The 23,457-nt window shown below is 55.8% G+C and carries 23 protein-coding genes; 10 read left to right on the forward strand and 13 right to left on the reverse strand.

Annotation, left to right across the window (positions count from 1 at the left end):
• Window positions 1-81: 81 nt before the first annotated feature.
• Window positions 82-1,521, reverse strand: a complete 1,440-nt coding sequence (locus ABJF76_RS19005; protein WP_413820274.1) for an aldehyde dehydrogenase family protein — start codon at window positions 1,519-1,521, stop codon at window positions 82-84.
• Between the two features lie 133 nt (window positions 1,522-1,654).
• Between ABJF76_RS19005 and ABJF76_RS19010 the strand changes: the two genes are divergently transcribed.
• Entirely contained in the window at window positions 1,655-2,308 is a 654-nt protein-coding gene (locus ABJF76_RS19010) for a peroxiredoxin (protein ID WP_413820275.1), read from the forward strand.
• A 3-nt stretch (window positions 2,309-2,311) separates the two neighbouring features.
• Window positions 2,312-3,517: a nitrogen fixation protein FixF gene (locus ABJF76_RS19015; protein WP_413822638.1), complete on the forward strand. Its 1,206-nt coding sequence runs from the start codon at window positions 2,312-2,314 to the stop codon at window positions 3,515-3,517.
• Here the strand turns inward: ABJF76_RS19015 and ABJF76_RS19020 are convergent.
• The 3 genes from ABJF76_RS19020 to ABJF76_RS19030 all read right to left on the reverse strand — a co-directional run bounded on the left by ABJF76_RS19020 (window position 3,433) and on the right by ABJF76_RS19030 (window position 7,850).
• Entirely contained in the window at window positions 3,433-4,560 is a 1,128-nt protein-coding gene (locus ABJF76_RS19020) for a rhamnan synthesis F family protein (RefSeq protein WP_413820277.1), read from the reverse strand. The two genes, ABJF76_RS19015 and ABJF76_RS19020, sit on opposite strands and share 85 nt — an antisense overlap.
• Window positions 4,561-4,705: 145 nt before the next feature.
• Window positions 4,706-6,841, reverse strand: coding sequence for a polyribonucleotide nucleotidyltransferase (pnp, locus tag ABJF76_RS19025; RefSeq protein ID WP_413820278.1), 2,136 nt, complete (start codon window positions 6,839-6,841; stop codon window positions 4,706-4,708).
• Window positions 6,842-7,034: 193 nt separating this feature from the next.
• Window positions 7,035-7,850, reverse strand: coding sequence for an alpha/beta hydrolase family esterase (locus ABJF76_RS19030; protein WP_413820279.1), 816 nt, complete (start codon window positions 7,848-7,850; stop codon window positions 7,035-7,037).
• Window positions 7,851-8,251: 401 nt separating this feature from the next.
• Between ABJF76_RS19030 and ABJF76_RS19035 the strand changes: the two genes are divergently transcribed.
• Window positions 8,252-8,725 carry a hypothetical protein gene (locus tag ABJF76_RS19035; RefSeq protein WP_413820280.1) on the forward strand — a complete coding sequence of 158 codons (474 nt, stop codon included), beginning with the start codon at window positions 8,252-8,254 and terminating at the stop codon, window positions 8,723-8,725.
• A 103-nt stretch (window positions 8,726-8,828) separates the two neighbouring features.
• Here ABJF76_RS19035 and rpsO read toward each other — a convergent pair whose 3' ends face one another.
• The 7 genes from rpsO to rbfA form a co-directional block, all read right to left on the reverse strand.
• Window positions 8,829-9,098, reverse strand: a complete 270-nt coding sequence (rpsO, locus tag ABJF76_RS19040; protein ID WP_413820281.1) for a 30S ribosomal protein S15 — start codon at window positions 9,096-9,098, stop codon at window positions 8,829-8,831.
• A gap of 161 nt (window positions 9,099-9,259) precedes the next feature.
• Complete coding sequence (locus ABJF76_RS19045) at window positions 9,260-10,213, reverse strand: calcium-binding protein (RefSeq protein ID WP_413820282.1); 954 nt, start codon at window positions 10,211-10,213, stop codon at window positions 9,260-9,262.
• Between the two features lie 121 nt (window positions 10,214-10,334).
• A complete protein-coding gene (locus tag ABJF76_RS19050) occupies window positions 10,335-10,844 on the reverse strand; it encodes a DUF1643 domain-containing protein (RefSeq protein WP_413820283.1) in 510 nt (169 codons plus the stop codon).
• A 127-nt stretch (window positions 10,845-10,971) separates the two neighbouring features.
• Window positions 10,972-11,478, reverse strand: coding sequence for a hypothetical protein (locus tag ABJF76_RS19055; RefSeq protein WP_413820284.1), 507 nt, complete (start codon window positions 11,476-11,478; stop codon window positions 10,972-10,974).
• 205 nt (window positions 11,479-11,683) lie between these two features.
• A complete protein-coding gene (gene truB, locus ABJF76_RS19060; RefSeq protein ID WP_413820285.1) occupies window positions 11,684-12,589 on the reverse strand; it encodes a tRNA pseudouridine(55) synthase TruB in 906 nt (301 codons plus the stop codon).
• A gap of 59 nt (window positions 12,590-12,648) precedes the next feature.
• Window positions 12,649-13,383: a phosphodiester glycosidase family protein gene (locus ABJF76_RS19065; RefSeq protein ID WP_413820286.1), complete on the reverse strand. Its 735-nt coding sequence runs from the start codon at window positions 13,381-13,383 to the stop codon at window positions 12,649-12,651.
• The gene (rbfA, locus tag ABJF76_RS19070; RefSeq protein ID WP_413820287.1) at window positions 13,380-13,775 is read right to left on the reverse strand and encodes a 30S ribosome-binding factor RbfA; all 396 of its coding nucleotides are present in this window, start codon (window positions 13,773-13,775) and stop codon (window positions 13,380-13,382) included. Before rbfA ends, ABJF76_RS19065 begins: the two co-directional genes overlap by 4 nt.
• 87 nt (window positions 13,776-13,862) lie before the next feature.
• Here rbfA and dapB point away from each other — a divergent pair, with 87 nt between their 5' ends.
• Together dapB and ABJF76_RS19080 are read left to right on the forward strand one after the other, a co-directional pair.
• The gene (dapB, locus tag ABJF76_RS19075; protein ID WP_413820288.1) at window positions 13,863-14,678 is read left to right on the forward strand and encodes a 4-hydroxy-tetrahydrodipicolinate reductase; all 816 of its coding nucleotides are present in this window, start codon (window positions 13,863-13,865) and stop codon (window positions 14,676-14,678) included.
• An 89-nt stretch (window positions 14,679-14,767) separates the two neighbouring features.
• Complete coding sequence (locus ABJF76_RS19080; protein WP_413820289.1) at window positions 14,768-15,121, forward strand: dihydrodipicolinate reductase; 354 nt, start codon at window positions 14,768-14,770, stop codon at window positions 15,119-15,121.
• Window positions 15,122-15,218: 97 nt separating this feature from the next.
• Here ABJF76_RS19080 and ABJF76_RS19085 read toward each other — a convergent pair whose 3' ends face one another.
• On the reverse strand, window positions 15,219-17,330 hold the full coding sequence (locus ABJF76_RS19085) for a mechanosensitive ion channel family protein (protein ID WP_413820290.1): 2,112 nt from the start codon (window positions 17,328-17,330) through the stop codon (window positions 15,219-15,221).
• Between the two features lie 102 nt (window positions 17,331-17,432).
• Entirely contained in the window at window positions 17,433-17,609 is a 177-nt protein-coding gene (locus ABJF76_RS19090) for a DUF1674 domain-containing protein (protein ID WP_413820291.1), read from the reverse strand.
• A gap of 85 nt (window positions 17,610-17,694) precedes the next feature.
• On the opposite strand from ABJF76_RS19090, the gene ABJF76_RS19095 reads away from it, so the two are divergent.
• From ABJF76_RS19095 to ABJF76_RS19115, 5 genes are all read left to right on the forward strand, one after another.
• Entirely contained in the window at window positions 17,695-18,966 is a 1,272-nt protein-coding gene (locus ABJF76_RS19095) for an RsmB/NOP family class I SAM-dependent RNA methyltransferase (protein ID WP_413820292.1), read from the forward strand.
• A 74-nt stretch (window positions 18,967-19,040) separates the two neighbouring features.
• Window positions 19,041-20,786: a heparinase II/III family protein gene (locus ABJF76_RS19100; RefSeq protein WP_413820293.1), complete on the forward strand. Its 1,746-nt coding sequence runs from the start codon at window positions 19,041-19,043 to the stop codon at window positions 20,784-20,786.
• An 18-nt stretch (window positions 20,787-20,804) separates the two neighbouring features.
• Window positions 20,805-22,388, forward strand: a complete 1,584-nt coding sequence (purH, locus tag ABJF76_RS19105; protein ID WP_413820294.1) for a bifunctional phosphoribosylaminoimidazolecarboxamide formyltransferase/IMP cyclohydrolase — start codon at window positions 20,805-20,807, stop codon at window positions 22,386-22,388.
• A gap of 7 nt (window positions 22,389-22,395) precedes the next feature.
• Window positions 22,396-22,872 (forward strand): signal peptidase II, encoded by a 477-nt coding sequence (gene lspA / locus ABJF76_RS19110; RefSeq protein WP_413820295.1) that lies wholly within the window; start codon window positions 22,396-22,398, stop codon window positions 22,870-22,872.
• Window positions 22,873-22,923: 51 nt separating this feature from the next.
• On the forward strand, window positions 22,924-23,418 hold the full coding sequence (locus tag ABJF76_RS19115; protein WP_413820296.1) for a DUF3035 domain-containing protein: 495 nt from the start codon (window positions 22,924-22,926) through the stop codon (window positions 23,416-23,418).
• Window positions 23,419-23,457 lie beyond the last annotated feature (39 nt).

Below are 23,457 nucleotides of genomic sequence, written 5' to 3' on the forward strand. Positions count from 1 at the left end.
CAATGTGATGGGCGTCTCGGCCGCCACCAAAGTGCTGCGTGACGTACCTGCGGTAAGGTGGGGTTAACCCCACCTTACGTTTCACTCAGCCGACCAGCCCGAGACAGCTTTGACTTCAAGGAAATCCTCGATGCCCCAGACGCCGCCTTCGCGTCCATTGCCAGACTGTTTCATGCCACCAAAGGGTGACCCGGCAGCCCGAGACGTGCCGTTCATCTCGACCATGCCAGAACGCAATTGCGTGGCAAGACGGTTGGCGCGCTGAGCGTCCTGTGTCTGTACATAGTTCGTAAGGCCATAAGGCGTGTCATTGGCGATTTCGACGGCTTCGGACTCGGTGTCGAAGGGAATGATCGTCAGGACGGGGCCAAAGATCTCTTCGCGAGCGATGGTCATGTCGTTGTTCACATCTGCAAAGACGGTTGGGCGTACATAATAACCCTTGTTGAAGGCTTCTGGCCGGCCGGGGCCGCCTGCGACAAGCTTTGCGCCCTCTTTGATGCCCTGTTCGATAAGGCCCTGGATTTTGGTCCACTGGACTTCGTTCACGACGGGGCCGATGTGACGACCGTTTTCGTCCGCCGGACCAACCGAGACTTTGTCAGCGATTGTTGCGGCTTCTTCCACCACCCGGTCATAAATGCCGCGTTGCACCAGCATGCGGGATGGTGCGTTGCAGGACTGGCCTGTGTTCTGCATCATGTGTAGCACACCGCGTTTGACGGCCTTTTCGTCGGCATCGTCGAAGATCAGATTGGCACCTTTGCCACCCAATTCCAGATGCACGCGTTTGAGCGTATCAGCCGCGTTCTTCGAGATCAGCGTACCGGCGCGGGACGAGCCGGTGAAGCTGACCATGTCCACGTCTCTGTGCCCAGACAAGGTGCTGCCCACGCCAACGCCGTCGCCGTTTACCATGTTGAAGACGCCTGCGGGGAAACCTGCTTCGTCCATCAATTCGGCAAAGATCATGGCATTAAGAGGGGATTCTTCGGACGGTTTCAGCACCATAGTGCAGCCGGCAATGGCGGCAGCGCCTACTTTTAGCGTGACTTGGTTCATTGGCCAGTTCCACGGCGTGATCAAAGCGGCAACGCCAACGGGTTCATAGATGATCCGATCACCGGGCGCATGATCGCCCAAAGGGCGGTTGAACTGGAAGTTTTTAGCGGTCTCTACAAAGCCATTCAGGTGCCACGTGCCAGCACCCGCTTGCGAACTGCGGGCCATGTCGATGGGCGCGCCCATCTCTGTCGACATCGCTTCCGCTAAGTCATCGGCGCGAGCCTCGTATACTTTGATCAGCGTTTCGACCAGCGCGATGCGTTCAGCCGGGTCTGTGTGCATCCACGACAATTGTGCGGATTTGGCAGCGGCGATAGCAGCGTTTGTGTCCTCGACACCACCAAGCGAGATCACTGCGCAGGGTTCTTCGGTGGAGGGATCAATCACATGGTGGTCAGTGCCATTAAGCGGAGCGACCCACTGACCGTTGATATAAAAATCGCGTTTCTCGAGCATGGTCATGCCTTTCAGGGATGGGTTTAGGATGGACTGTGACATTGGATCTTCACGACGGCAAGACAGGGGATGAAACTGTTCGTGTGATACATTAAGTAGGAGGCAACGCTAACGTTTCTAAGGGAGACACTTCATGGCTTTGCGCATCAACGACACGATCCCCGATCTGACAGTCACGACGGATCAAGGTACCTTTTCGTTGCATGATTGGATTGGTGATTCTTGGGCGATTTTGTTTTCACACCCCAAGGATTTCACACCAGTTTGCACAACCGAATTTGGCGCTGTTGCGCAGTTGGCGGATGAATGGGCCAAACGCGGCACAAAAGTGCTGGGCGTGTCGGTGGATGGTGTCGAGGATCACAAAAAGTGGAAAGGTGATATCGAAAAAGTCGGCGGCGCACCTGCGGGTTTCCCAATCATTGCGGATGATGGTTTGGAAATCTCCAAAGCGTTCGACATGTTGCCTGCCGAAGCGTATTTGCCCGATGGGCGCACTCCGGCCCACAGCGCCACAGTGCGATCCGTGTTTATTATCGGCCCTGACAAGCAGCTCAAGCTGAGCATGACATACCCGATGACTGTTGGGCGCAACTTTGCTGAGGTGCTGCGCGCTTTGGACGGGTTGCAAATGTCCAGTGGCAACGGTGTGGCCACACCTGCAAACTGGAATGTGGGCGACGACGTGATCATTCCTGCGACTGTGTCGGACGCAGACGCCAAGGCCAAATTTGGTGCGTTCACCACAGTGTTGCCTTATCTGCGCACGACCAAAGCACCTGGCTAAACCGTGGCAACGTTTTTGAAACTAGACACCGGCACCATTGGAAACTTTGATGCCGTTTTGTCAGACGATGTGACGGTGGTTGCGACCAACCCTGGCAAAGTTTTGCGCCGTTTGGCCAACCATCGTGGCTGGGCTGGCGCTTTGCGGCTGTGGTTGCAATCCAAGTGCGCGCCGGATGCAAGTGCCTACGCTTTGGTACAAGGGAATGTGGATCGCAAGCGTATCCGGCTGCCTGCCGTTTTTGGTAACCGAGTGGTTGCAGCTATCTATCGCCACATCAAAGCAGGGCAAGCGATGATGTTGCACGCCGCTTTGGGTGATACAATTGCGACGTCAAACCCTGAGGTTGTGATTGTGTACAACGGGTCAGTTTACCCAGAATCTGTGTTGGCCGAAGTATCACGCGAGCGGCGTCGGATATTTGTCGAAGCAGGGTTTTTCCCAAATACACTGCAGATTGATCCCAAAGGGCTAAACGGTGCTAATTCTGTGCCGCGCGACCCTGTATTTTACCTAGACACGAGCGAAGACTTTGCCGCCGGCGGGTTGCCTAATATCGTGAATAATCGCGCGGCCAAGGTCGCGGGCACAGGTGCTGTAATGTTGGAAAAGGGATACGTTTTTGTTCCGTTCCAAGTGCCTTCCGACATGCAGGTGACACAACATTCGCCGTGGATTCGTGACATGGAGATGTTTTTGGATGCGGTGCTGGAAGCGGCTGAGCGCAACCCGGACGATGTGTTTGTGATCAAAGAACACCCCAGCTTTAAACGATCGGTTAAGGGACTGCGCCCGGATCACCCGCGTGTGGTTTTTGCCAATGATAATGTAACATCAGATTTGATCAAAAACGCCCGTGTGGTTGTGACACTAAACTCAACTGTCGGGGTTGAGGCACTGTTATTTGACCGCCCCGTCATCACACTTGGGACGGCTTGCTATAACATAGATGGGCTGGTGCTACATGCCGAAGACGCGCGCCAGCTTGATGCAGCACTTGAGACATCCAAAAGTTGGACCCACAATGCCCGGTTAAGGACCCAGTTTCTGGGTTATCTATCGCATCGCTACCTTATGCACGGGCGCTATGATGATCTGCCTGATGATTTGGCAGATCAAATCGTTCAGCGTGCCGGGATGGGTGGGAAGCTGTCGTCGTTAGGTTTTCCTGCCACTCCGGATGCATTCCAACCCAAAACTTCGGCCTGAATAATTGGGTCGAAACCTGTGTGAAATCCACCGGCAATGACTGCGTCGCGTTGGGAATAATAATGGTATTCGCGGCTTTTTTTCAGGAACGGGACATCGAGATATTTAAAGAGCATAATTGGATGTGCATCAATCAAATAGTATTTGAAACGGCTGTCAGTGATCGCTTTGGTGCGTGTTGGGCCCCAATCGGGATCATCGGGAGTAAGCTCCACCATTTGCTCAAATATAGCGCGTCCACGTAAAGTCGCTTGCCTATGATAGGCTGCGACTTCAAGCAGCTCGTCGTCGCTCAGTCCGAGACCCGCGGCCTCGATATCTGGTGGCGTGAGGCGCGAACCAATCGAAAACCCCATAGAAGACAGCCGACCTGTCAGTTTGACCTCAAACTGGCGAACAATAAGCCGCTTGGTGTCAAAGAATGGCATGGTGCGCCAGAAATTCTGAAATTGCGGGTCTTTGATGACGTTCTTTTTGAACCGGTAAAAATAGGATTGTAGGTGGTGGTGCTTTACGTCTTTGTTTTTGGTGTTACGAAAAATACCAAAGACGTCTTCAGGCGCTGCTTTGGCCTGTTGGATCAGTGTGCAGGTGCGCGCAAGCGGAAACCATACTGAATCGTTCAACACAAACAGCGTTTCGGGCGTAATGCCGCGATCAAACAGCGTCAGCATGCCCTCGCGATATCCCCCGAAATCGTATCCAATGTTAGGGCGTTGTACAATCAGATGGCAATGCGGCCGCAGGCGGTCGATGTCGGCGCTTGAAAGTGTGTGATTGGCAACAAGCACAACGCTGACACCTTGTTCGTCAAGATGTTCAAGCGTCAGGAAAAGCGATTTCAAAAGAGCTTTTGGCTGATAGATCAACAAAATTGCCATATCAGGCAACGCTGCTGCATCACCTAAGGTGGTCACAACTTTTGGTCGTTCTTCGCGATCGTATCGCGCACGATTACGGTTCCCGCTGGCAAGGTGCATGATTTCAAGGGTTTGCACCTTAAAACGGCGCAGTTCTCGCTTGATTTTCCACGTTTTGAGCATGTGGATGGGTCCAGTAATTGCCTTTGTTGTCGGTATAAGGGCTGTGCGCAGTGGGCACAACATTTGCTGGTTTTGTTCGTTAAACTACATAAAAAAGGCCCAGACGCTGTGCATCTGGGCCTGAATTTTAGAATGTCTCGGACGATTATTCGCCTTCGGCTTCTTCTTTTTTAACTTCTTCGCCGGTTTCCTGATCGACAACTTTCATCGACAGACGCACCTTGCCGCGATCATCAAAGCCAAGCAATTTGACTTTGACCTCTTGGCCTTCCTTCAACACATCCGAAGGATGGTTCAGGCGGCGGTTTTCGATCTGGGAGACGTGCACCAGACCATCGCGCTTGCCAAAGAAGTTCACGAACGCACCGAAGTCGACGATTTTCACAACCGTACCTGTGTAAATCGCGCCTTCTTCCGGTTCGGCCACGATGGACCAGATCATGTCGTAGGCTTTCTTGATCGAGTCGCCGTTTGGCGATGCGATCTTGATGATGCCGTCGTCGTTGATGTCGACTTTAGCGCCAGACACTTCAACGATTTCACGGATCACTTTACCGCCTGAGCCGATGACTTCGCGGATTTTATCCGTCGGCACCTGCATGGTTTCGATACGTGGTGCGTGCTCAGAGAACTCTTGCGCGCCTGTGATCGATTTGGCCATTTCGCCCAGAATGTGCATCCGGCCTGCTTTGGCTTGATCCAACGCTTTTTCCATGATCTCGGGCGTGATGCCTGCGATCTTGATGTCCATCTGAAGCGACGTGATGCCGTTTTCGGTACCCGCAACTTTGAAGTCCATGTCGCCGAGGTGGTCTTCGTCACCCAAGATGTCCGACAGGATCGCGTAATCGCCGCTGTCCTCAAGGATCAGACCCATGGCCACACCAGCAACAGCCGATTTCAGTGGCACACCAGCGTCCATCATCGACAGCGAGCCGCCGCAGACAGAAGCCATCGAGCTCGAACCGTTGGATTCAGTGATTTCCGACACCAGACGCACTGTGTAAGGGAAGTCAGTCGAGGCTGGCAACACAGCTTGCAACGCGCGCCATGCCAGTTTGCCGTGACCGATTTCGCGACGGCCGGGAGGGCCCACGCGACCCGCTTCGCCCACCGAGTAGGGGGGGAAGTTATAGTGCAGCAGGAAGTTGGATTTGAAGTTGCCATGCAGCGCGTCGATGAACTGCTCGTCGTCGCCGGTGCCCAGCGTGGTCACAACCAAACCTTGCGTTTCGCCGCGTGTGAACAGGGCAGAGCCGTGTGTGCGGGGCAGAAGGCCGGTTTGGCAAACGATGTCGCGGATTTCATCGGTTTTGCGACCGTCGATGCGCGTGCCGGTTTTGACAACGTCACCGCGCAGGATGGAGGCTTCGAGGCCTTTCATCGCGGAACCGAGGTTGGCATCGCCAGCTTGCTCTTCGCTCAGGGCTTCGACAATCGCGGTACGTGCTGCGGAAACCGCTGCGGTGCGCTCTTGCTTGTCAGAGATCGCGAAGGCTGCGCGCATTTGCGTTTCACCAGCGGCTTTGACGGCTGCGGACAGGTCCGAGTAGTCAGGCGCTTGGAAATCAAATGGTTCTTTTGCGGCGGATTCGGCCAGATCAATGATCAGGTCGATCACAGGCTGGAACTGTTCGTGGGCGAATTTCACCGCACCCAGCATTTCAGCCTCGGAGAGTTCGTAGGCTTCGGATTCCACCATCATCACGGCGTCTTTGGTCCCGGCAACAACCAGATCAAGGCGCTGTTCAGGGTTCAGGCGCAGGTCCTGCATGTCATCGACAGTTGGGTTGAGGATGTATTCGCCATCTTCAAAACCAACGCGGCAAGCGCCGATTGGGCCCATGAACGGTGCACCGGAAATGGTCAGCGCGGCAGAGGCCGCGATCATCGCAACCATGTCTGGGTCGTTGACCAGATCGTGGGACAGGACGGTACACATCACCAGAACTTCGTGCTTGAAGCCGGAGACGAACAGCGGGCGGATCGGACGGTCGATCAGGCGGGCTGTCAGTGTTTCTTTTTCAGTTGGGCGCGCTTCGCGTTTGAAGAACCCACCGGGGATTTTGCCCGCGGCGTAATATTTTTCTTGGTAGTGGACCGTCAGGGGAAAGAAATCCTGACCGGGTTTTGGTTTTTTGGCGAACGTGACGTTGGCCATAACGCTGGTTTCACCCAGCGTGGCAATGACAGATCCGTCTGCTTGACGGGCGACTTTGCCAGTTTCCAGTGTGAGCGTTTCTTCGCCCCACTGCATCGATTTTTTCACTTCGTTGAACATCTAAGTTTCCTAAGTTGGCCCGTTTGGCCATTTGCATAGGGGGCGTATTCCCCCTGACCTCGGCATCTGGGATGCCATCCAATTTCGGGCGCTGAGGTCCGGGCGCCATGCTTTCAGATTGTGCGCCCATACATCAGATTTGTGTATTTGGAAAGCGTGGTGACACAAGGCACGGCGCGGCCAAGCGCCGCTGTCAGAGTTGCCCGGCGGCCCGCAACATTTGCCACGCAATCCCTAGGTTCGCGGATCGAAAAGAATGTCGTCCCGGATATAGACAGAAGTTGAGGATATTGCTGCGTCGGTTGGCGCGCGTTTGGCAGGTCATGTCCTCAACTTGGGTTTGTTTGGGGCGGCGGAAGTTTCCAAAGCGGGTGTAAAGGTCAAAGGCCTCGGTCACGCTGCCTTGTTGTTTGCCAGCGACGGCACGCCCTTGCAGGGGAACGGTGCGATCATTGTCGCCGTGAAAGTGGACAATGTTGGCGACAGGTTTTGTGCATCTGCGAGGCAACGGATCCCAAAAGGTGCCAGACATAGGTACGAAGCCTGCAAAAACGGCACTGCGTTCACAGGCAAGGAACCAAGTGAGCATGCCCCCCGCTGATGCGCCGGACATGACAATTCGATCCGTTTGGAGGGGGAAGCGTTTTGCTGCGTCGGCCAACACGGCATCGATATAATTCAGCTCGTCCCGTCCGCCGTCACGGGTATCAAAGGGGGAGCCGGGTGTGTTCCAGCTGTCGCCACGCGATTTGATGCCGATGAGGGCAAAACCGTGCTGCTGGGCAACTGCGCGCAACCTTGGATTGCGTATGCTGCCAAGTGCGGTGCCTTGCAACCCATGGGCAAAGATCGCGGCAGGCACTGGTGTTTTACCGTCATGTCCCGGCGGCATCGCGATGTAATAGTGCCGGTCGCCGATACGACATTTACTTTCAGTGCCACAGGCTTGTGCGGCATTTGAAGTCAACGATATGAGGGCGGAGAGGATAAGGACGGGCCAACGCAGCATAATAAAATACCTTTCTGGATACATCACATAGCGTTGCCGAGCTGGGGTGTAGGATCAAGTCACAATGTTAGGCGCGTCGGGGCCGGTCTGTTCGCTGGCGCGAAGGCGCCCACCCGCCGACCCTTTATGCAAAGTCGAGGATGGATATGCATGAGACGTTTTATTCGAATGCCAACACGAAGCGGTTGATGGGTTTAATGTCTGCATATTCGTGGAAAGAGTATTTGCTGGGATGAGGCGAGCAAATCGTTTTAGCCTGGGCTACGATCGAAGGTGTTTTGGTTTTGGAGGAGTGTTGGGCCAGCGGATTTTTGGGAAATTCACAAATGCTGGAACACTACACTTTGCATTGTTCCGTGCCTTTGTAGAATATAAATAAGTTCAAGTTGGAGGATGGTCTTTTGAAGAACGAAGTAAAACTTCCTTACGCCGCCGCCGAACAATTTTCACTTTTATTAGAGGCGTTGGATGCAGTCCATCCGTTCGCTGCCAGAGGAGGGATCGAAACAAGTTATTTTAATGCCTACGATGAGTGGGAAAATATCGTCGATGCACTCTATCAGTCATTCATTGTTCAGCCAATAATAGATACGCAAATTATCTGTAATCTACAGGATTTTGCGAAGATAGGCTCCCACAACCAAGCTGGTACTAGGCTGCTCCGATTCCTCGTTGAGATCGACGGTGAAAAACTTTTGCTACATGATATTGGTTTGGCGGCAGATGGCCATTTCAAGTTATTGACCTTCGGAAGCAAAGATGAGGGAAAAGTGCTTTTGGCGATCTGCGGTACTGATCTGAAGAATGCTCAAAAAGTTCAACTGGTATCGTCCAAAGCAAATGCCCCAGATGCATTCGCTAGTTTCAGTTTTTGAAATTATCTGTGATGGTTAATAAGAGCTCAGTTCTGACATATGGCGCACAAAAAAGCCGCGCTGGGATGGCGCGGCTTTTCTTAAAGCTACGATTGACTGGCGCTTAACGGCGCAGGCCCAGACGTTTGATCAGGTCTTGGTAGCGCGCTTCGTCTTTGCCTTTGGTGTAGTCCAGAAGCTTGCGGCGCAGGGCCACCATTTTCAACAGACCACGGCGGCCGTGGTTGTCTTTTTTGTGCGTTTTGAAGTGCTCTGTCAGCGTCGCGATGCGCGAGGACAGGATCGCAACCTGAACTTCGGGCGAACCGGTGTCGCCTTCTTTGATTGCGAATTCTTTCATGACGCGGGCTTTTTCTTCTGCAGTGATCGACATCCGTGTCTCCTTTTCAGGTTAGTGTGAGACGCCGCCGGCCGGGATGTCGTCCAGCACGGGGCCTTGATATCCGACAGCGCGTCGGAGATGCGCGCGTATAGGAAAGATTCGGGTGAATGGCAAAGCCTAAATGCAATGCCACCGCTTGCGGGTGCCGGGTGTTAAAGTGGCGCCATGCCCGTGGATTGCGCGAGGCTGAGCGGCATGACCGCGATATCTTCGATAGAAATTCCTGCGCCGTTCATGACATTTGCGACCGCAACGCCGTCCATCAGCACTTGTGTGACTTCAGAATCATCAGGATCGGGCTGTAATGTTACGTCGGGAACGTCGGCATCATCTTCGTAGATAAGCAGGATGTTGTCGTCCTCAGCATCAAAATCGATGATGTCGATAGCGTGACTATCGGTAATCCATGATCCTCCGACGATTGTGTCGGTGCCGTTGCCCGGCGTGACGACGTCATCATTGCCCGCGATAATGACGTCGTCACCGTCGCCGCCGTTCAGAAAATCACTATCGTCGGTGTCGTTTACAGAGCCAGAGGCCGAGGTATTAGATATCCCGTGCACGACATCATTTCCGTGCCCGCCGAACAGGGCGTCAAAGCCTGCGCCACCGGACACAGTGTCATCGCCAAGACCGCCATGAACGGCATCGTCTCCCTCTCCGCCATCGACGAAATCATTGCCGGCAGACCCTTGCAGGGAATCGTCGCCGTCTCCACCGTTTAGGCTGTCATTTCCGTTGTGGCCGAACAGAGTGTCGTTGCCCGAGTCACCCTCGATCAGGTCGTTATCATCTTGGCCGTGCAGAATGTCATTGCCCGCACCACCGACGACAGTGTCCGCATCGTCCGAACCACTTAGGGTATCATTGCCATCCGTATTTTGTGTTTCATCGATGGTATCTTCCAAAACATCAGACGTGTTTTCGGTATCGGACGTTTGGTTTTGAAGGACAATCGGTTCAGGAGCGGCGCTGTTTTGTTCGGTTTCGTCAGTGTTTGCGTCAGTTTCAGACTCAGTCGACTCGTCTTCCGCGTCGGGATTCATATCGATAACACCGACGGCGCCGACCGCCATTAGACCCATCAACCCAGCAAGCCAAAGCATTGCAAATTCCCATATAACAAGCACATTACGCTACATCCTTCGTACGATATTTCGGATTAGTAGCGCAAATCGTTTCCGTTTTGATGGTTAACCATTGGTAAGTGAACGCGGTGCGTGTGCGTTATGTAAGCCAGCGTTCCGGGCTTTGGGAGTAGGGGAGATATAGCGGATGTTTGGGGTGCCCTGCCTTGGACAAACCAAGGTGAAACAGGGGACGATCTAGCATTCCCAGCAGGATTGCGACCTCGGGTCCGCGGTTCAGATGTGCGCCATGGGTGCCCCACGCAGCGATCACATCTGTGGCCCAAATCGCGCGATCCTTGATCGCATCGTTGTTGTCTGATCCGATGGGGTCAGCAGCGGCGCGCATGCCTTTTGGATCGGTGTCACGCCACGCAAAGATATTGGTCACCGCAAAACCACCATAGCCCAAAGTGCGCGCCCGGCGTTCGCAGCGCTCGACGGTGGGGTCGTTTTGGACTTCGGTTGCCGTTGAAGGGTTCAACATGACAAAATTGACCCGCGTGCCCGCGTCATCCCAGATGCGTGTCAGGCTATAGCGATAGCTCTCGCAATCCGAATAGATCGCGGTCGAGGGCGCGTCGCCCTTGGTGTGTGTACGGGTTATCATCCATGTGTTGTGCCAGTGCCTTGCGCGGGTCGCAAGCGGGCGGATGGCACGAAAAAAGGCCGCCCGGAAATTCCGGGCGACCTCAAGCGCTCCGTGAGTGGAGGTTTTAGTCTTGGCGAGCGCTTGTTCAGGCCATCGCAGCGGCGTTGGTATCATTGCCGTGGGGGACAAGAACGGCCCCCTTGGCTTCCATGATCGCAGCGGCGACGAGGGCATAGACGATGTGACCCCATAGGGCGACCCATGTGATTCCAGTCCATCCGAGGAATGCGGGCATGCCGGCAACAAGGTGGGCCATGATGTAAAGGGCAAAGACCCAAAGCGCGACGCCGTAGGCGGCTGCCGTCACGACCCAAGGTAGGCGCGGCAGGATTGCCAATTGAATTGGGCGGGCGATAGCGAAATAGCCGACGGCATAAAAGACCAGCCCAGTGATGGCATGCAGCAAGTCTGCGGCGCCTTTTGGGGACGCGCCAAAGACGGATTTAAGAGTCGAGCTGGCAAGCCCGACAGGTGCCAGTTTGGCATAGCCGAACAGCGGGGCGAGCCCTTTGCCGAACGCGTCGAATGCGATGGTGGCAAATGCGCCGGCAGCTAAAACGATGGTAACGTTGCGAAGTGTAATCTGTGTCATCTTTCGTCTCCGAATATGTGAACTGTCTTTTGCTGGTCAGTTGCTGGCTGGACTAGAGATGAGGGGTATTGCTGCGGTCGAGTACCCCCCCTCACGAAGCGATGACGTCGGACGCGGATTCTGTAACATTGGGCTGGTTTGACGCCACGGCAAAAGCCTGCGTGCCCCTGTTCGGGACGCAGCATTGAAACAATTGTCGTTAAAGTCAGAGGTTAAAAACCCGTGCAGGGTGTAATTCGCCCGCTTTATAGCGCCCAACGGCGACTGGAATGCCATCAAGCGAGGCCCAGGCCTCGTCTCCGTATTCGACATCAGATGCCAAAACCATGCCAGGGTTGCCGTTGCGCAGGCGCGTTGCACCTTCTGTGGTAGCGCGCAGTTCAGGCAAGTCGACAAGCCCATCAGCGACGGGGCGCAAATGCGTGTCGAGCTCGGGCGTTTGAGCCATTGCTTCGATTTGATCCATGGTCAGGCCGTTTTCGACGTCAAAAGGACCGGACCAAATGCGGCGCAGTTCGCGCACATGGCCATAACATCCCAGCGCCTCGCCCAAGTCGCGCGCAATAGAACGCACATAACCGCCCTTACCGCAGGTCATTTCCAACGTGACGTGATCGGCGTCTGGCCGGGCAGTCATCACAAGTTCTTCGACCCAAAGTGGACGGGCGGCAATTTCCATGTCTTCACCGTCGCGCGCACGTTTATAGGCGCGCTCGCCGTCGATTTTTACGGCTGAAAACTGCGGTGGCACTTGCATAATGTCACCGACAAAAGCGCCAAGGGCGTCTTTGACTTCATCATCCGTCGGGCGCGCATCCGAAGAGGCAGTGACTTGCCCTTCGGCATCGTCGGTGTTTGTCGTTTGCCCCAACCGAACCGTAAAGCTGTAAGCCTTTAGCGCGTCGGTAATATAAGGGACAGTTTTTGTCGCTTCACCCAAAGCCACGGCCAAAACGCCCGTTGCGTCAGGATCAAGCGTGCCTGCATGGCCCGCTTTCTTTGCGCCAAACGCCCAGCGGACTTTGTTCACGATCGCAGTCGAAGTCGGCCCAGCAGGTTTGTCGATGACCAGCCAGCCGGAAATGTCGCGCCCTTTGCGTGTGCGTCCCATGGGATACCTTTTTTGATGTCGGACAAGAGCTGCCGCCTATCGCGCGGCCTACCGCTTTGTCAATTGGTGGAAACGACGGTTCCGACGATCGGCCCCAAAGAAAAGCCGATATCGTTTCGGCTTAAATCGGGCGCATAAAGCCGCGAAATATTGCCATCCAAGAACAGCGCATTGGGCGTTTCCAGATGGTCGCGAAACAGGCTGCCGAATTCATGAAATGTCACCTGGCCACGCGAAATCGCAAAGAAAGCAGTTTTCCCATCCGCACTAGTGCCCACGCCGTTTCGGGTGAAACGCGAGGTGCTGTCTTCCAAAAAACGCGGATGCAGCGCGCCGTCGATGACTAACATAGGGCCGGATTGGGTGGCATACGTACAGTCGGGGGCCTCGTCCACGTATTTGAGCGTCTCAATCACGTCAGCGCGCCCTTGGCGGATGCAAAAAACCCCATTGGGCAGCAGGCCGAAATTGCCGGGGCCGGCGTTTGGGATCACGCGCATGATCTCAGTGCCGTTCTCGACATAGTGGCCAACCGGCGCACGGTCGCTGTGATACATACCGGCGTTCATGGCAAAACTCAGTTCTTCGCCATTTTTTTCCAAGGCGCGGTCGACTGCACCGAACTGGCCCAAAACCGCGTCGTCTTCGTCATAAAGAAATAAACGCAGGTCTTCTGAGGTCAGATCAACAGTGCAAATCGCATACCCCTTGCCACTATACTGGACGTTTTCGCACGTTGCTGCCAATGCTGGCGCGCTCCATGCCAAAAGCGCAAAGAGGGCGGCGCGGATCACGCTTCGGTGTCCCGGCGCACGTCGTCTTGTTCCAGCATCCGGCGGGTTTCATCCATCCGGTCAAAGGTCTCGTCCAGTTGAAAGCGCAGATCGGGCGAATGTTTCAACGCCATTTTCTTGGATACCAAGCGGCGCAGCTCGCCCTTGTTGCGGGCCAGCAGTTTTAACACCTCGTCGCGCCCGTCGCCGCCCAAAGGCAGCACATAGGCCGTCGCGATCTTAAGATCAGGTGACGTGCGCACTTCGCCCACCGTGATCGACAGACGGTTGAGGTCCACATCATGCACATCGCCGCGCGCCAGCACTTCGGACAAAGTCCGGCGCACCAGTTCAGCCACACGCAGTTGTCGTTGAGACGGGCCACCGCCCTCGGGGAATTTGTTCTTAGCCATAAGACCCATCTAGTGGGGGATTGGCCCTTTGCCAAGCGGTGCCACACGCGCTAGGACAGCGGGAAATTGCCAAGCGAGGGCCAGATCATGTCAGAATTGCCAGGAATTGTGATTGCAGGGGCGTCGGGCCGTATGGGTCAGATGCTGATCCGTTCGGTATTGGACAGCGATGCGATGCGGTTGGTTGGTGTCTTAGAACGCCCAGGTCACGATTGGATCGGCCGGGATGTAGGCGAGGCAATGGGCGGGCAAGCCGTTGGGGCGCTGGTTTGGGATGATCCGTTGGAACCCATGTCAAAAGCACGTGCAGTGATTGATTTCACGGCGCCTGAAGCAACGATTGCTTTGTCTCATACCGCGGCGCAAGCCCGCGCGGCGCATATTATCGGCACCACAGGCATGACCGACGCGCAAATCGCGCAGTTGGAACCGGCCTCGCGTCACTGCGCCATTGTGCGCGCTGGCAACATGAGCCTTGGGGTGAACCTGTTGGTGCAATTGACCAAACAAGTGGCCGCCGCATTGGACGAAGATTTCGATGTCGAAGTGATCGAAGCGCACCACCACCACAAAGTCGACGCGCCGTCAGGCACGGCGTTGATGTTGGGCGAGGCCGCCGCCGAGGGGCGCGGCGTGACGTTGTCTGAGGTCAGCGATTCAGGTCGTGACGGCATCACCGGCGCACGCAAGCGCGGCGATATCGGGTTCAGCGCCATTCGCGGTGGCGACATTGTGGGCGAACACGATGTGCTATTCGCGGGCCCTGGTGAGCGGATCGTGCTGCGCCACATGGCGACGGACCGGGCGTTGTTTGCCAAAGGTGCGCTAAAGGCAGCGCTTTGGGCGCTGGATCAGGTGCCGGGCGAATACGACATGCTGGATGTGCTTGGCCTCAAGGCCTAAGGCCGCTTTGCAAAATTTCATCGACAAGTGAACCAAACGGTCGAACGGCGCGTAGCTATTGTATGCGTCTTTTGGAAAGGGTGTGCCCCATGCGTTTGGTAATGATGGCCGCAGTTGCGGTGACGATGGCAGCGCCCGCTTGGGCCGACTTGGTCAAGATCGAGGATCAGGGGCAGTTTGTGCGCCTTATAAACGGCAAGACGTTAACGCGCCCGATGGTCAAGCTGACCGTATCGCCGGATGGGCAAATCGAAGGACGCGGATCCCTTTGGGATATCGAGGGATCTTGGTCTTGGCAGGGTGGTTTTTTCTGCCGTGATTTGTTTTGGGGCGGCGACGCGCTGGGCTATAATTGCCAAGAAGTACAGGCAAGCGCCGATGGGCAGATCAAGTTCACGTCGGACCGGGGCGCGGGCGACAGCGCGATGTTCCGTCTGCGATAGAACCCCGGCGCGGTATTTCCAAAGGCAGCTTTGTCGCCAAAGCATGCGCAATTCGTGACGACCCCCAACGCAACATAGAATATAGAATTCACGCGTTTTAAGGGGTCGACGTCGTCAATGCTGCGCCACCTGCGGCTGCGCGCGCTGGGTCGCTTTGGTCATTGTCGCCATCAATTACAACCCGCACGCGGGGTCGCGAGAATGGAATGCCGTTTTCTTCAAACGCATCCTGCATCGCTTGGAAAGCATAGCGTCTGATGACGAACTGCTTGCCGGGTTTTGACATGAATTTGGTCGAAATGACAAAGCCGTAATCATCCACTTCCACGGCCCCTTGGGCTTTGAAAGGCTGAAGGAAATCATCCTTGATCGCGTCAACTTCTGAAAGTTCCTGACCGGCTTTCTTTAAAAGTTTGCGCACCAAATTTAGGTCCGTTTCAAACGGCACGCGTACTTTCAGCTTCATAATCGCCCAATCGCGGCTGAAGTTTTCGATGACGTCGATCGATCCGAAAGGAACCGTGTTCAAAGCGCCGCGATGATGCCTTAGTTTCAGCGACCGTACCGAGATGGCTTCGACCGACCCCTTTGCCTTGCCGATGTCGATATATTCACCCAAGCGAAATGCGTCTTCCAGCAGAAAGAAAAATCCGCTGACCACGTCTTTGACCAAGGCTTGTGAGCCAAACCCAACGGCAAGCCCAACAACGCCTGCACCCGCCAGTAATGGGCCTGTGTTTACCCCAAGCGACGACAGCGACACCAACGTCACAAGCGTAAACAGAATAATCATCGCCGCGCGGCGCAAAAGCGGCAGTAGGGTGCGCATACGGCTCATTCCAAGGCCGATTTCTTCGACCTCTTCGTTGTCTCCTAACCCGGCTTGTTCTTTGTAAAGCGCGTCTTCTTCCGCGATTTTCTGATCCACAAACACCCGAATGACCTGCCAAACTGCGTAAGCAACCGCGATCATTGCGGTGATGTTGGTCAGAGCCTTGAACACCTGCGAACTTAACCCATCATCACCCGTGGCTAACAGGTTGACCCGCCATGAAGTCGCCAGAATGACGATGACCAAAAACAGCAGTACTATTCTGGAAATACGGGCCACAATCGACATCGAAATTTGGTTGGTGCCATTCAACCGGGTCACGGCACGTGACAATGCGGCCTCGCCGATGGGCAGTAAGATCATAATGGCAACCGAAATCAATGCCGCGCCATAAAGCGGCAAACCGCCAAGAAAGACACTCATCGACAAGCCAAAGAACATGGCCGGGATCGCAAAACACGTGATCATCGGCCAAAACCGGGCAATCTGCATGCGCAGCAAAGACGGGTTTGGTGTGCCTGTCAGAATGTCATTCGAAATCGCGTCGGCATGGCGCCACACTGCGTAAGTTAAAAGCAGCGTCGTCACCAACCCGACGATCAAAAGCAAAAGATCATGCACATCGCCGTTTATTCCAATGGCCGCAAAGGATGCACAGGAAAAGAACCCAAATGCGCCAAAGGCAGTTGCAGTCAAAATTGACCGGTGGAACCCACCCGCGTCACGGTCCGTCATGTTTGGAATGCGCAATGCGCCATCTCTTGGTTCAAACATCGCCCGGCTGGCACCCGTCACAAAATGAATGATTGTGACCGCCGCAAGATAGAAAAAGAACAATGTTCGATCCCTTGGATCAGAGGCATAGAAAACAAAGAAGCAAACAGTGGCCGTCACCACCAAAACAAGAACGCTTATCAAGTGGCGTACAATGCGGCCTCCGAATTTTTGGGCGTGCGATGTTGCCTGCGTATCCTGAGCGGCGATCTGGTTCAGCCTGCGTCGTGTGAACGTGGAGGCCACCAAGCCAACACCCACGCAGAACAGAAAGGTCAGGACAAATATGCCAAATGAACGCCCATCACGCCCATTTGTCATCTTGTCCCACCATGCTCCGGGCAGACTTGGCAGCTCTCGGTACGCTCCCAAAATCTCACTTGCTCGGGCGTGGATTTTGGTGAACTTTTGTTGAATGCGATAGGCCGTTTCCGCCGGGTTAAATGCCGGTTCGGGTTCTGCTTCCGGCTCTTCCAGCATGCCCAAAAGCAGCTCTCTTACCTGTTCGTCTGACAGCCTTGATAGATCTTCATTTGCCGCAACCGAAGACAGTGGGATGGTCACAAACATGACCAAAGCCAAAACAAGCGAAAGAAATTTCATGGACAGCTCCGACGGTTACAGTCGGCGAACTGTATTTTGAGATGTTTTATGTCGCAATAGCCGCTTTGAGTGCGCACCCGTTATTGACGCCATACAGGGCTTTTAAAAATCGATTGCGATCCCTTTTTTCTCCCAATCGCCAAATCGCACGGGTTCTGGCCCATCGCGTCCGCCCAATTCTGTGGGTAGCTCCAGCGCTTTGGCAGCTTTGCGGCGGTCTTCGGCCTCGGCCAAAGCGCGTTGGGCGGCGGGGGGCAGGTCTGGATCGTTCTGTGACATGGTCGCTTCCTTAACAGCTTGACCCTTGATATACGCCCGAACTTAGCCCCGGCAAGCGGGTGCGGCATCATCAACGAGGACAAGCATGAGCGACATTGGCCTGCCCGCGCGGCGCAGCGCGATCTTTTTGCTGGATCAGATCATGGGCGAGGGCAAGTTAATGTCCGAAGTGATCGGTGCAGGTGCGCTGGACCGTCTGGCGCCGGCAGACCGCGCCCGCGCGCAACGCCTTGCAACCGAAACCCTGCGCAGCATGGAACGCATCGACCGCCTGTTGCAGCGTCATTTGCAGAAATATCCCGACACCACAGTGCGCAACGCGCTGCGCATCGGGACGTATGAGCTGTGTCAGGGCGAGGCCGCGCATGGGGTCGTGAACGCCATGGTCACCATCATTTCCAAGCACAAGCGCTATGGCCACTTAAAGGGATTGGTCAATGCGGTGCTGCGAAAAGTTGCCGACAAAGGGCCGGAACAATGGCCAACATTGCGCACGCCGCGTCTGCCGTCGTGGCTGCGCAAACCGTTTGTGCAAGCATGGGGCGCCGAGGCGGTGGGCGGCATGGAAACAGCGTTCTTTGCGGCCACTCCGCTTGATTTGACTGCCAAGTCCGATCCCGAGGCGGTCGCCAAGGCGACGGGCGGAACGGTGTTGCCCTCAGGGTCCGTGCGGTTGGTAGATGCCGGTCAGGTGTCGGCCCTTCCGGGCTTTAATGCGGGCGATTGGTGGGTGCAGGATGCGGCCGCGGCAATGCCTGCGCGCGTTTTGGATGCGCAAAAGGGCGAAACCGTGCTGGACCTGTGCGCGGCCCCCGGCGGCAAAACGATGCAACTGGCTGCCAGCGGTACAACCGTTACAGCGGTGGATATTTCGAACGGGCGGATGGAACGGGTGTCGCAAAACCTTATTCGCACAGGGCTGTCTGCGCAGACCGAAGTGGCCGACGTGTTCGACATTTCAGGCCAATATGATGCGATTTTGCTGGATGCCCCCTGTTCGGCGACAGGCACGATTCGCCGTCACCCTGATCTGCCGTTCGCCAAGGATGGCTCGGAATTCGGGATGTTGATCGATTTGCAATCGCGCATGATTGATCACGCGCTGACCTTGCTGAAACCCGGCGGACGTCTGGTGTTTTGCACCTGTTCGCTGCTGCCGGACGAGGGCGAAGTGCAAATCGAAGAGGCACTGGAGCGCCATTCAAATCTTAGCGTCGATCGCACGGCCTTGGATCGTCCCGGCATCGATTCCGACTGGATCACCGAAGAAGGCGGCCTGCGATTACGTCCCGACCTGTGGGCGGAACTTGGCCATATGGACGGTTTCTATGTGGCCTGTCTGCGCAAAACAGACTGAGATTGCGTGACTTGAGGATCAGGCCAAGCTATGGTGCGCCGTAATAGCGCATCAGACGCATCGAGGCAGTTCCAATGACCACCCTGCAAGGGTTCTCCGCACGCAAAGCCCGGTTTTTAAACCGATGGCACGCCGCCCGCACCACAAGGGCCCGTGCTGCAACCGCATTTGTATCCGCCCCCGAACCGCGCACGATCGGCAGTTTTGCGCGTGGGCGGCAGTTGGTGGCGGGCAATTATTTGTTTGCAGGCGCATTGATCGAGGCACCGGGTGTCGCGCTTTGGGATGTCGATGCACCTGACTTCGCCTTTGAAGAAGCCCTGCATGGTTTTGCATGGATGGACGATCTGGCCGCAGTTGGTGATTCATCAACGCGCGAGGCAGGCCAACGCTGGTTGTGGGACTGGATCGAACGCTATGGCAAAGGGCGCGGGCCCGGCTGGACACCTGATCTGACGGGGCGTCGTTTGATCCGTTGGATCAACCATGCGCTGTTCATGTTGCGTGGCCAAGAAGCATCTGAGGCGGAATCATTTTACCTGTCGCTGGCACAACAGACGATGTTCTTGTCGAAACGTTGGCACGCCGCGGCACCGGGTTTGCCGCGTTTTGAGGCGTTGACCGGCTTGATTTACGCCGGTTTGTCGCTTGAGGGCATGGAAGGGTTGGCCCCGCCTGCGGTGACCGCTCTAGCACGTGAGTGCGCAGAACAAATTGACGAGCAGGGTGGTTTGACCACCCGCAATCCCGAAGAATTGCTAGAAGTCTTTACCTTGCTCACTTGGGCTGCTGCTGCATTGGAAGATGCGCAAAAGGATGTGCCGGACGCGCATACAGCAGCAATCGAACGCATCGCGCCGACGCTGCGCACCTTGCGCCATTCCGATGGCGGCTTGGCGCGCTTTCATGGGGGCGGACGCGGGCAAGAAGGTTGGCTTGATACGGCTCTTGCTGCGTCTGGCGTGAAAAAACGGCAACCAGATGGCTTGTCGATGGGTTATGCCCGGCTGAGCGCTGGACGAACCAGTGTGATCATTGATGCGGCAACTCCACCAGCGTCAGCTGCCAGCCAAAATGCGCATGCCTCGACCCTCGCATTTGAGGTAACGTCCGGGCGGCGGCCTGTTATTGTGAATTGTGGCTCAGGCGTCAGTTTTGGTGCGGATTGGCGGCGTGCTGGGCGTGCTACCCCTTCTCATTCTGCGTTGACGCTGGATGGGTACTCCAGCGCGCGGCTGGGGGATTCGGGTCGTGCCAGAGCTAGTGAAGTATTGATCGACGCGCCTAATCACGTCCCAATCGAAGTCAGCCACGCACCGGATGGCCTGCGCTTTCAGGGGGGGCACAACGGCTATGTGCGCACCCACGGCTTGACCCATGCACGTCAGCTGGAATTGACTTTTGATGGGCGCGGCATGGCGGGCGAAGACATGTTGTTGGCGCTGGAAGATCACGAACAGCGTCGCTTTGATCAGGTGATGGATGCCAAAAAACTGGCGGGAATCCCCTTTGATTTACGCTTTCACCTTCATCCAGAGGTGGACGCAGAACTTGATATGGGCGGGTCTGCCGTATCGATGGCGCTCAAAAGTGGCGAAATTTGGGTGTTCCGCCATGATGGCGCGCAGGATTTGCGTTTGGAACCAAGCGTTTATCTGGAAACGGGCCGCCTAAAGCCGCGTGCGAGCCAGCAGATTGTACTGTCGGGACGCACGTTGGGATATGCGATGCGTGTTCGCTGGTCCTTGTCCAAAGCGCAGGAAACTGCCATGGGCATCCGCGATCTTAATCGGGATGATCCGCCCGACATCTACGACTGAACTAGGAGTGCTGCCCCCATGACTGACCTGACCCCCGTGCGTCGCGCGTTGATTTCTGTATCCGACAAAACTGGCCTGTTGGAATTTGCCACAGCCCTCGCAGGACAGGGCATCGAACTGCTAAGCACCGGCGGTACGGCACGTGCATTGCGCGAGGCAGGGCTGAACGTGCGCGATGTGGCGGATGTCACCGGTTTTCCCGAAATGATGGATGGCCGCGTCAAGACGCTGCACCCGGTTGTTCATGGTGGCTTGCTTGCGTTGCGCGACAATGACGATCACGTCGCATCTATGGAAGAACACAGCATCGGCGCGATCGATCTGGTGGTCGTGAACCTTTATCCGTTCGAAGAAACCGTTGCCAAGGGCGCGCCCTATGGTGAAGTTATCGAAAACATAGACATCGGCGGACCAGCGATGATCCGTTCTGCGGCCAAGAACCATGGGTTTGTGACCGTGGTTGTGGATGTGCAGGATTACGACGCCGTCCTGTCGGAATTGGCGGCACAGGGGGGCAAAACATCTTATGCTTTGCGCCAGCGTCTGGCACAGACGGCTTATGCACGAACTGCGGCCTATGACACGGCTGTCAGCACTTGGATGGCAGGCGAAGTGCCCGAAACACCACGCCGCCGCGCTTTTGCAGGCACTTTGGCGCAAACCTTGCGTTACGGCGAAAACCCGCATCAGGCGGCTGCGTTTTATACGGATGGTGCTGCGCGCCCCGGTGTCGCCACCGCGACCCAACACCAAGGCAAAGAACTGTCCTACAACAACATCAACGACACGGATGCGGCCTTTGAACTGGTCAGCGAATTTGCGGGCCAAGGCCCTGCTTGCGCGATCATCAAACACGCCAACCCTTGTGGTGTTGCAACGGGGGACTCCTTGGAACAGGCCTATACCCGTGCGTTTGATTGCGACCGCACCAGCGCGTTTGGCGGGATCATTGCACTGAACCAACCCCTTGATGGCGCAACGGCCGAAGCCATCAGTGGCATTTTCACCGAAGTCGTCATCGCCCCCGGCGCAGATGCTGACGCTGTCGCGGTGTTCGCCAAGAAAAAGAACCTGCGTTTGCTGACGACAGATGGGCTTTCGGATCCCGCCGCTGCGGCTGTTGCGGTGAAACAAGTGTCGGGCGGGTTCTTGGTGCAGGACAAAGACGTCGGGCGGATTTCGCGCGATGATCTGAAAGTCGTGACCAAACGCCAGCCTTCTGAGCAAGAATTGGCCGATCTGTTGTTCGCTTGGACCGTTGCGAAACACGTAAAGTCCAATGCGATCATCTACGTCAAAGATGGCGCGACAGTTGGCGTCGGTGCCGGGCAAATGAGCCGTGTGGACAGCACCCGTATCGCGGCGCGCAAAGCGCAGGATATGGCCGAAGCCATGGGCTTGCCCGCACCTTTGACTAACGGATCTGTGGTGGCATCTGACGCGTTCTTTCCTTTCGCGGATGGTCTTGTGACGGCTGCCGAAGCGGGCGCAACCGCTCTGATCCAGCCGGGCGGGTCGATGCGTGATGACGAAGTGATTGCTGCGGCAGACGAAGCAGGCCTTGCTATGGTCTTTACCGGCATGCGTCATTTCAGGCATTAAGGCGGCTATGAAACTTCTTTGGATATCGGCCTTTTTGGCCTTTGCGCTCGACCAACTGTCGAAATACGTGGTCATCCATATGATGGGTATCAATGGCAGCAGAACTATGGACGTTCTGCCACCGATCATCCGATTTTCCTATGGTGAAAACCGAGGTATCAACTTTGGCCTGTTCAGCGGTTCTTTGCCGGTCTGGGTGCTCGCCGCGTTAGCGATTGTCATATGTTTACTTGTGCTCGTTTGGGCATGGCGTGTACCGCAACCTCCCTTGGCGAATATGGGGGCCGGGTTTCTGATCGGCGGCGCGTTGGGCAACGTTCTGGATCGTTTCATCTATGGGTATGTTCTCGACTTTTTGAACACATCTTGCTGCGGGTTAAACAATCCAACCGTATATAATGTTGGCGATATCTTTATCTTTGTCGGAGCGATAAGCCTTGTGATCTTTGGGCAAGAGGACAAGCCGCGCAAAAAGGGTGCGTGACAAGCTGGCCCAAGCTGCGATAATGCGGCCCAAATGAGGAGAGTTTCGTAAATGCGTCTGATCGTCTGTGCCTTGATAGCCGTCACTGTTCTTGCTGCATGCGAGAGCAAAGGCCTGCGCGAGGTTCAAAACCGAGGCGAGGGGCCGGATGATTTCCTGATCGTGCCGAATAAACCGCTCCAAGAACCTGAAAGCTTTTCTGCGTTGCCAACGCCGACACCGGGTGGATTTAACCGAACAGATCAACGCCCCCTAGAAGACGCCGTGGCCGAATTGGGTGGTCAGGCGACCTCTCCGAATGCGCCGGTTCCGGGTGTCGATGGGACGCTTGTCAACTACGCAAGCCGTTTTGGACGCGAAGCAAATATCCGGGCCACTTTGGCCGAGGCCGACGCTAAGTTCCGCAAACGCCAAGCTCGCTTTTCGCAGATCCGCATCATTCAGGAAGACACCTATGCGCGCGCGTATCGCCGCCAATCGCTTCGTCCCGGTCCTGTTGCTGACGAATTCCGCCGCGCGGGTGTGCCGACCCCATCTGCGCCATAACAAAGATGGGCCGCTGCATCTGCGCGTGACCCTCACAAA

This window comes from Tateyamaria sp., assembly GCF_039940735.1.
GTDB lineage: Bacteria > Pseudomonadota > Alphaproteobacteria > Rhodobacterales > Rhodobacteraceae > Tateyamaria.

Bases quoted from the DNA above. Each gene is read 5' to 3' on its own strand.
- ABJF76_RS19005 (WP_413820274.1), bottom strand. From the start codon at position 1,521: ATGCTCGAGAAACGCGATTTTTATATCAACGGTCAGTGGGTCGCTCCG.
- ABJF76_RS19010 (WP_413820275.1), top strand. From the start codon at position 1,655: ATGGCTTTGCGCATCAACGACACGATCCCCGATCTGACAGTCACGACG.
- ABJF76_RS19020 (WP_413820277.1), bottom strand. From the start codon at position 4,560: ATGCTCAAAACGTGGAAAATCAAGCGAGAACTGCGCCGTTTTAAGGTG.
- pnp (WP_413820278.1), bottom strand. From the start codon at position 6,841: ATGTTCAACGAAGTGAAAAAATCGATGCAGTGGGGCGAAGAAACGCTC.
- ABJF76_RS19030 (WP_413820279.1), bottom strand. From the start codon at position 7,850: ATGCTGCGTTGGCCCGTCCTTATCCTCTCCGCCCTCATATCGTTGACT.
- rpsO (WP_413820281.1), bottom strand. From the start codon at position 9,098: ATGTCGATCACTGCAGAAGAAAAAGCCCGCGTCATGAAAGAATTCGCA.
- ABJF76_RS19045 (WP_413820282.1), bottom strand. From the start codon at position 10,213: ATGCTTTGGCTTGCTGGGTTGATGGGTCTAATGGCGGTCGGCGCCGTC.
- ABJF76_RS19050 (WP_413820283.1), bottom strand. From the start codon at position 10,844: ATGATAACCCGTACACACACCAAGGGCGACGCGCCCTCGACCGCGATC.
- ABJF76_RS19055 (WP_413820284.1), bottom strand. From the start codon at position 11,478: ATGACACAGATTACACTTCGCAACGTTACCATCGTTTTAGCTGCCGGC.
- truB (WP_413820285.1), bottom strand. From the start codon at position 12,589: ATGGGACGCACACGCAAAGGGCGCGACATTTCCGGCTGGCTGGTCATC.
- rbfA (WP_413820287.1), bottom strand. From the start codon at position 13,775: ATGGCTAAGAACAAATTCCCCGAGGGCGGTGGCCCGTCTCAACGACAA.
- dapB (WP_413820288.1), top strand. From the start codon at position 13,863: ATGTCAGAATTGCCAGGAATTGTGATTGCAGGGGCGTCGGGCCGTATG.
- ABJF76_RS19080 (WP_413820289.1), top strand. From the start codon at position 14,768: ATGCGTTTGGTAATGATGGCCGCAGTTGCGGTGACGATGGCAGCGCCC.
- ABJF76_RS19085 (WP_413820290.1), bottom strand. From the start codon at position 17,330: ATGAAATTTCTTTCGCTTGTTTTGGCTTTGGTCATGTTTGTGACCATC.
- ABJF76_RS19090 (WP_413820291.1), bottom strand. From the start codon at position 17,609: ATGTCACAGAACGATCCAGACCTGCCCCCCGCCGCCCAACGCGCTTTG.
- ABJF76_RS19095 (WP_413820292.1), top strand. From the start codon at position 17,695: ATGAGCGACATTGGCCTGCCCGCGCGGCGCAGCGCGATCTTTTTGCTG.
- ABJF76_RS19100 (WP_413820293.1), top strand. From the start codon at position 19,041: ATGACCACCCTGCAAGGGTTCTCCGCACGCAAAGCCCGGTTTTTAAAC.
- purH (WP_413820294.1), top strand. From the start codon at position 20,805: ATGACTGACCTGACCCCCGTGCGTCGCGCGTTGATTTCTGTATCCGAC.
- lspA (WP_413820295.1), top strand. From the start codon at position 22,396: ATGAAACTTCTTTGGATATCGGCCTTTTTGGCCTTTGCGCTCGACCAA.
- ABJF76_RS19115 (WP_413820296.1), top strand. From the start codon at position 22,924: ATGCGTCTGATCGTCTGTGCCTTGATAGCCGTCACTGTTCTTGCTGCA.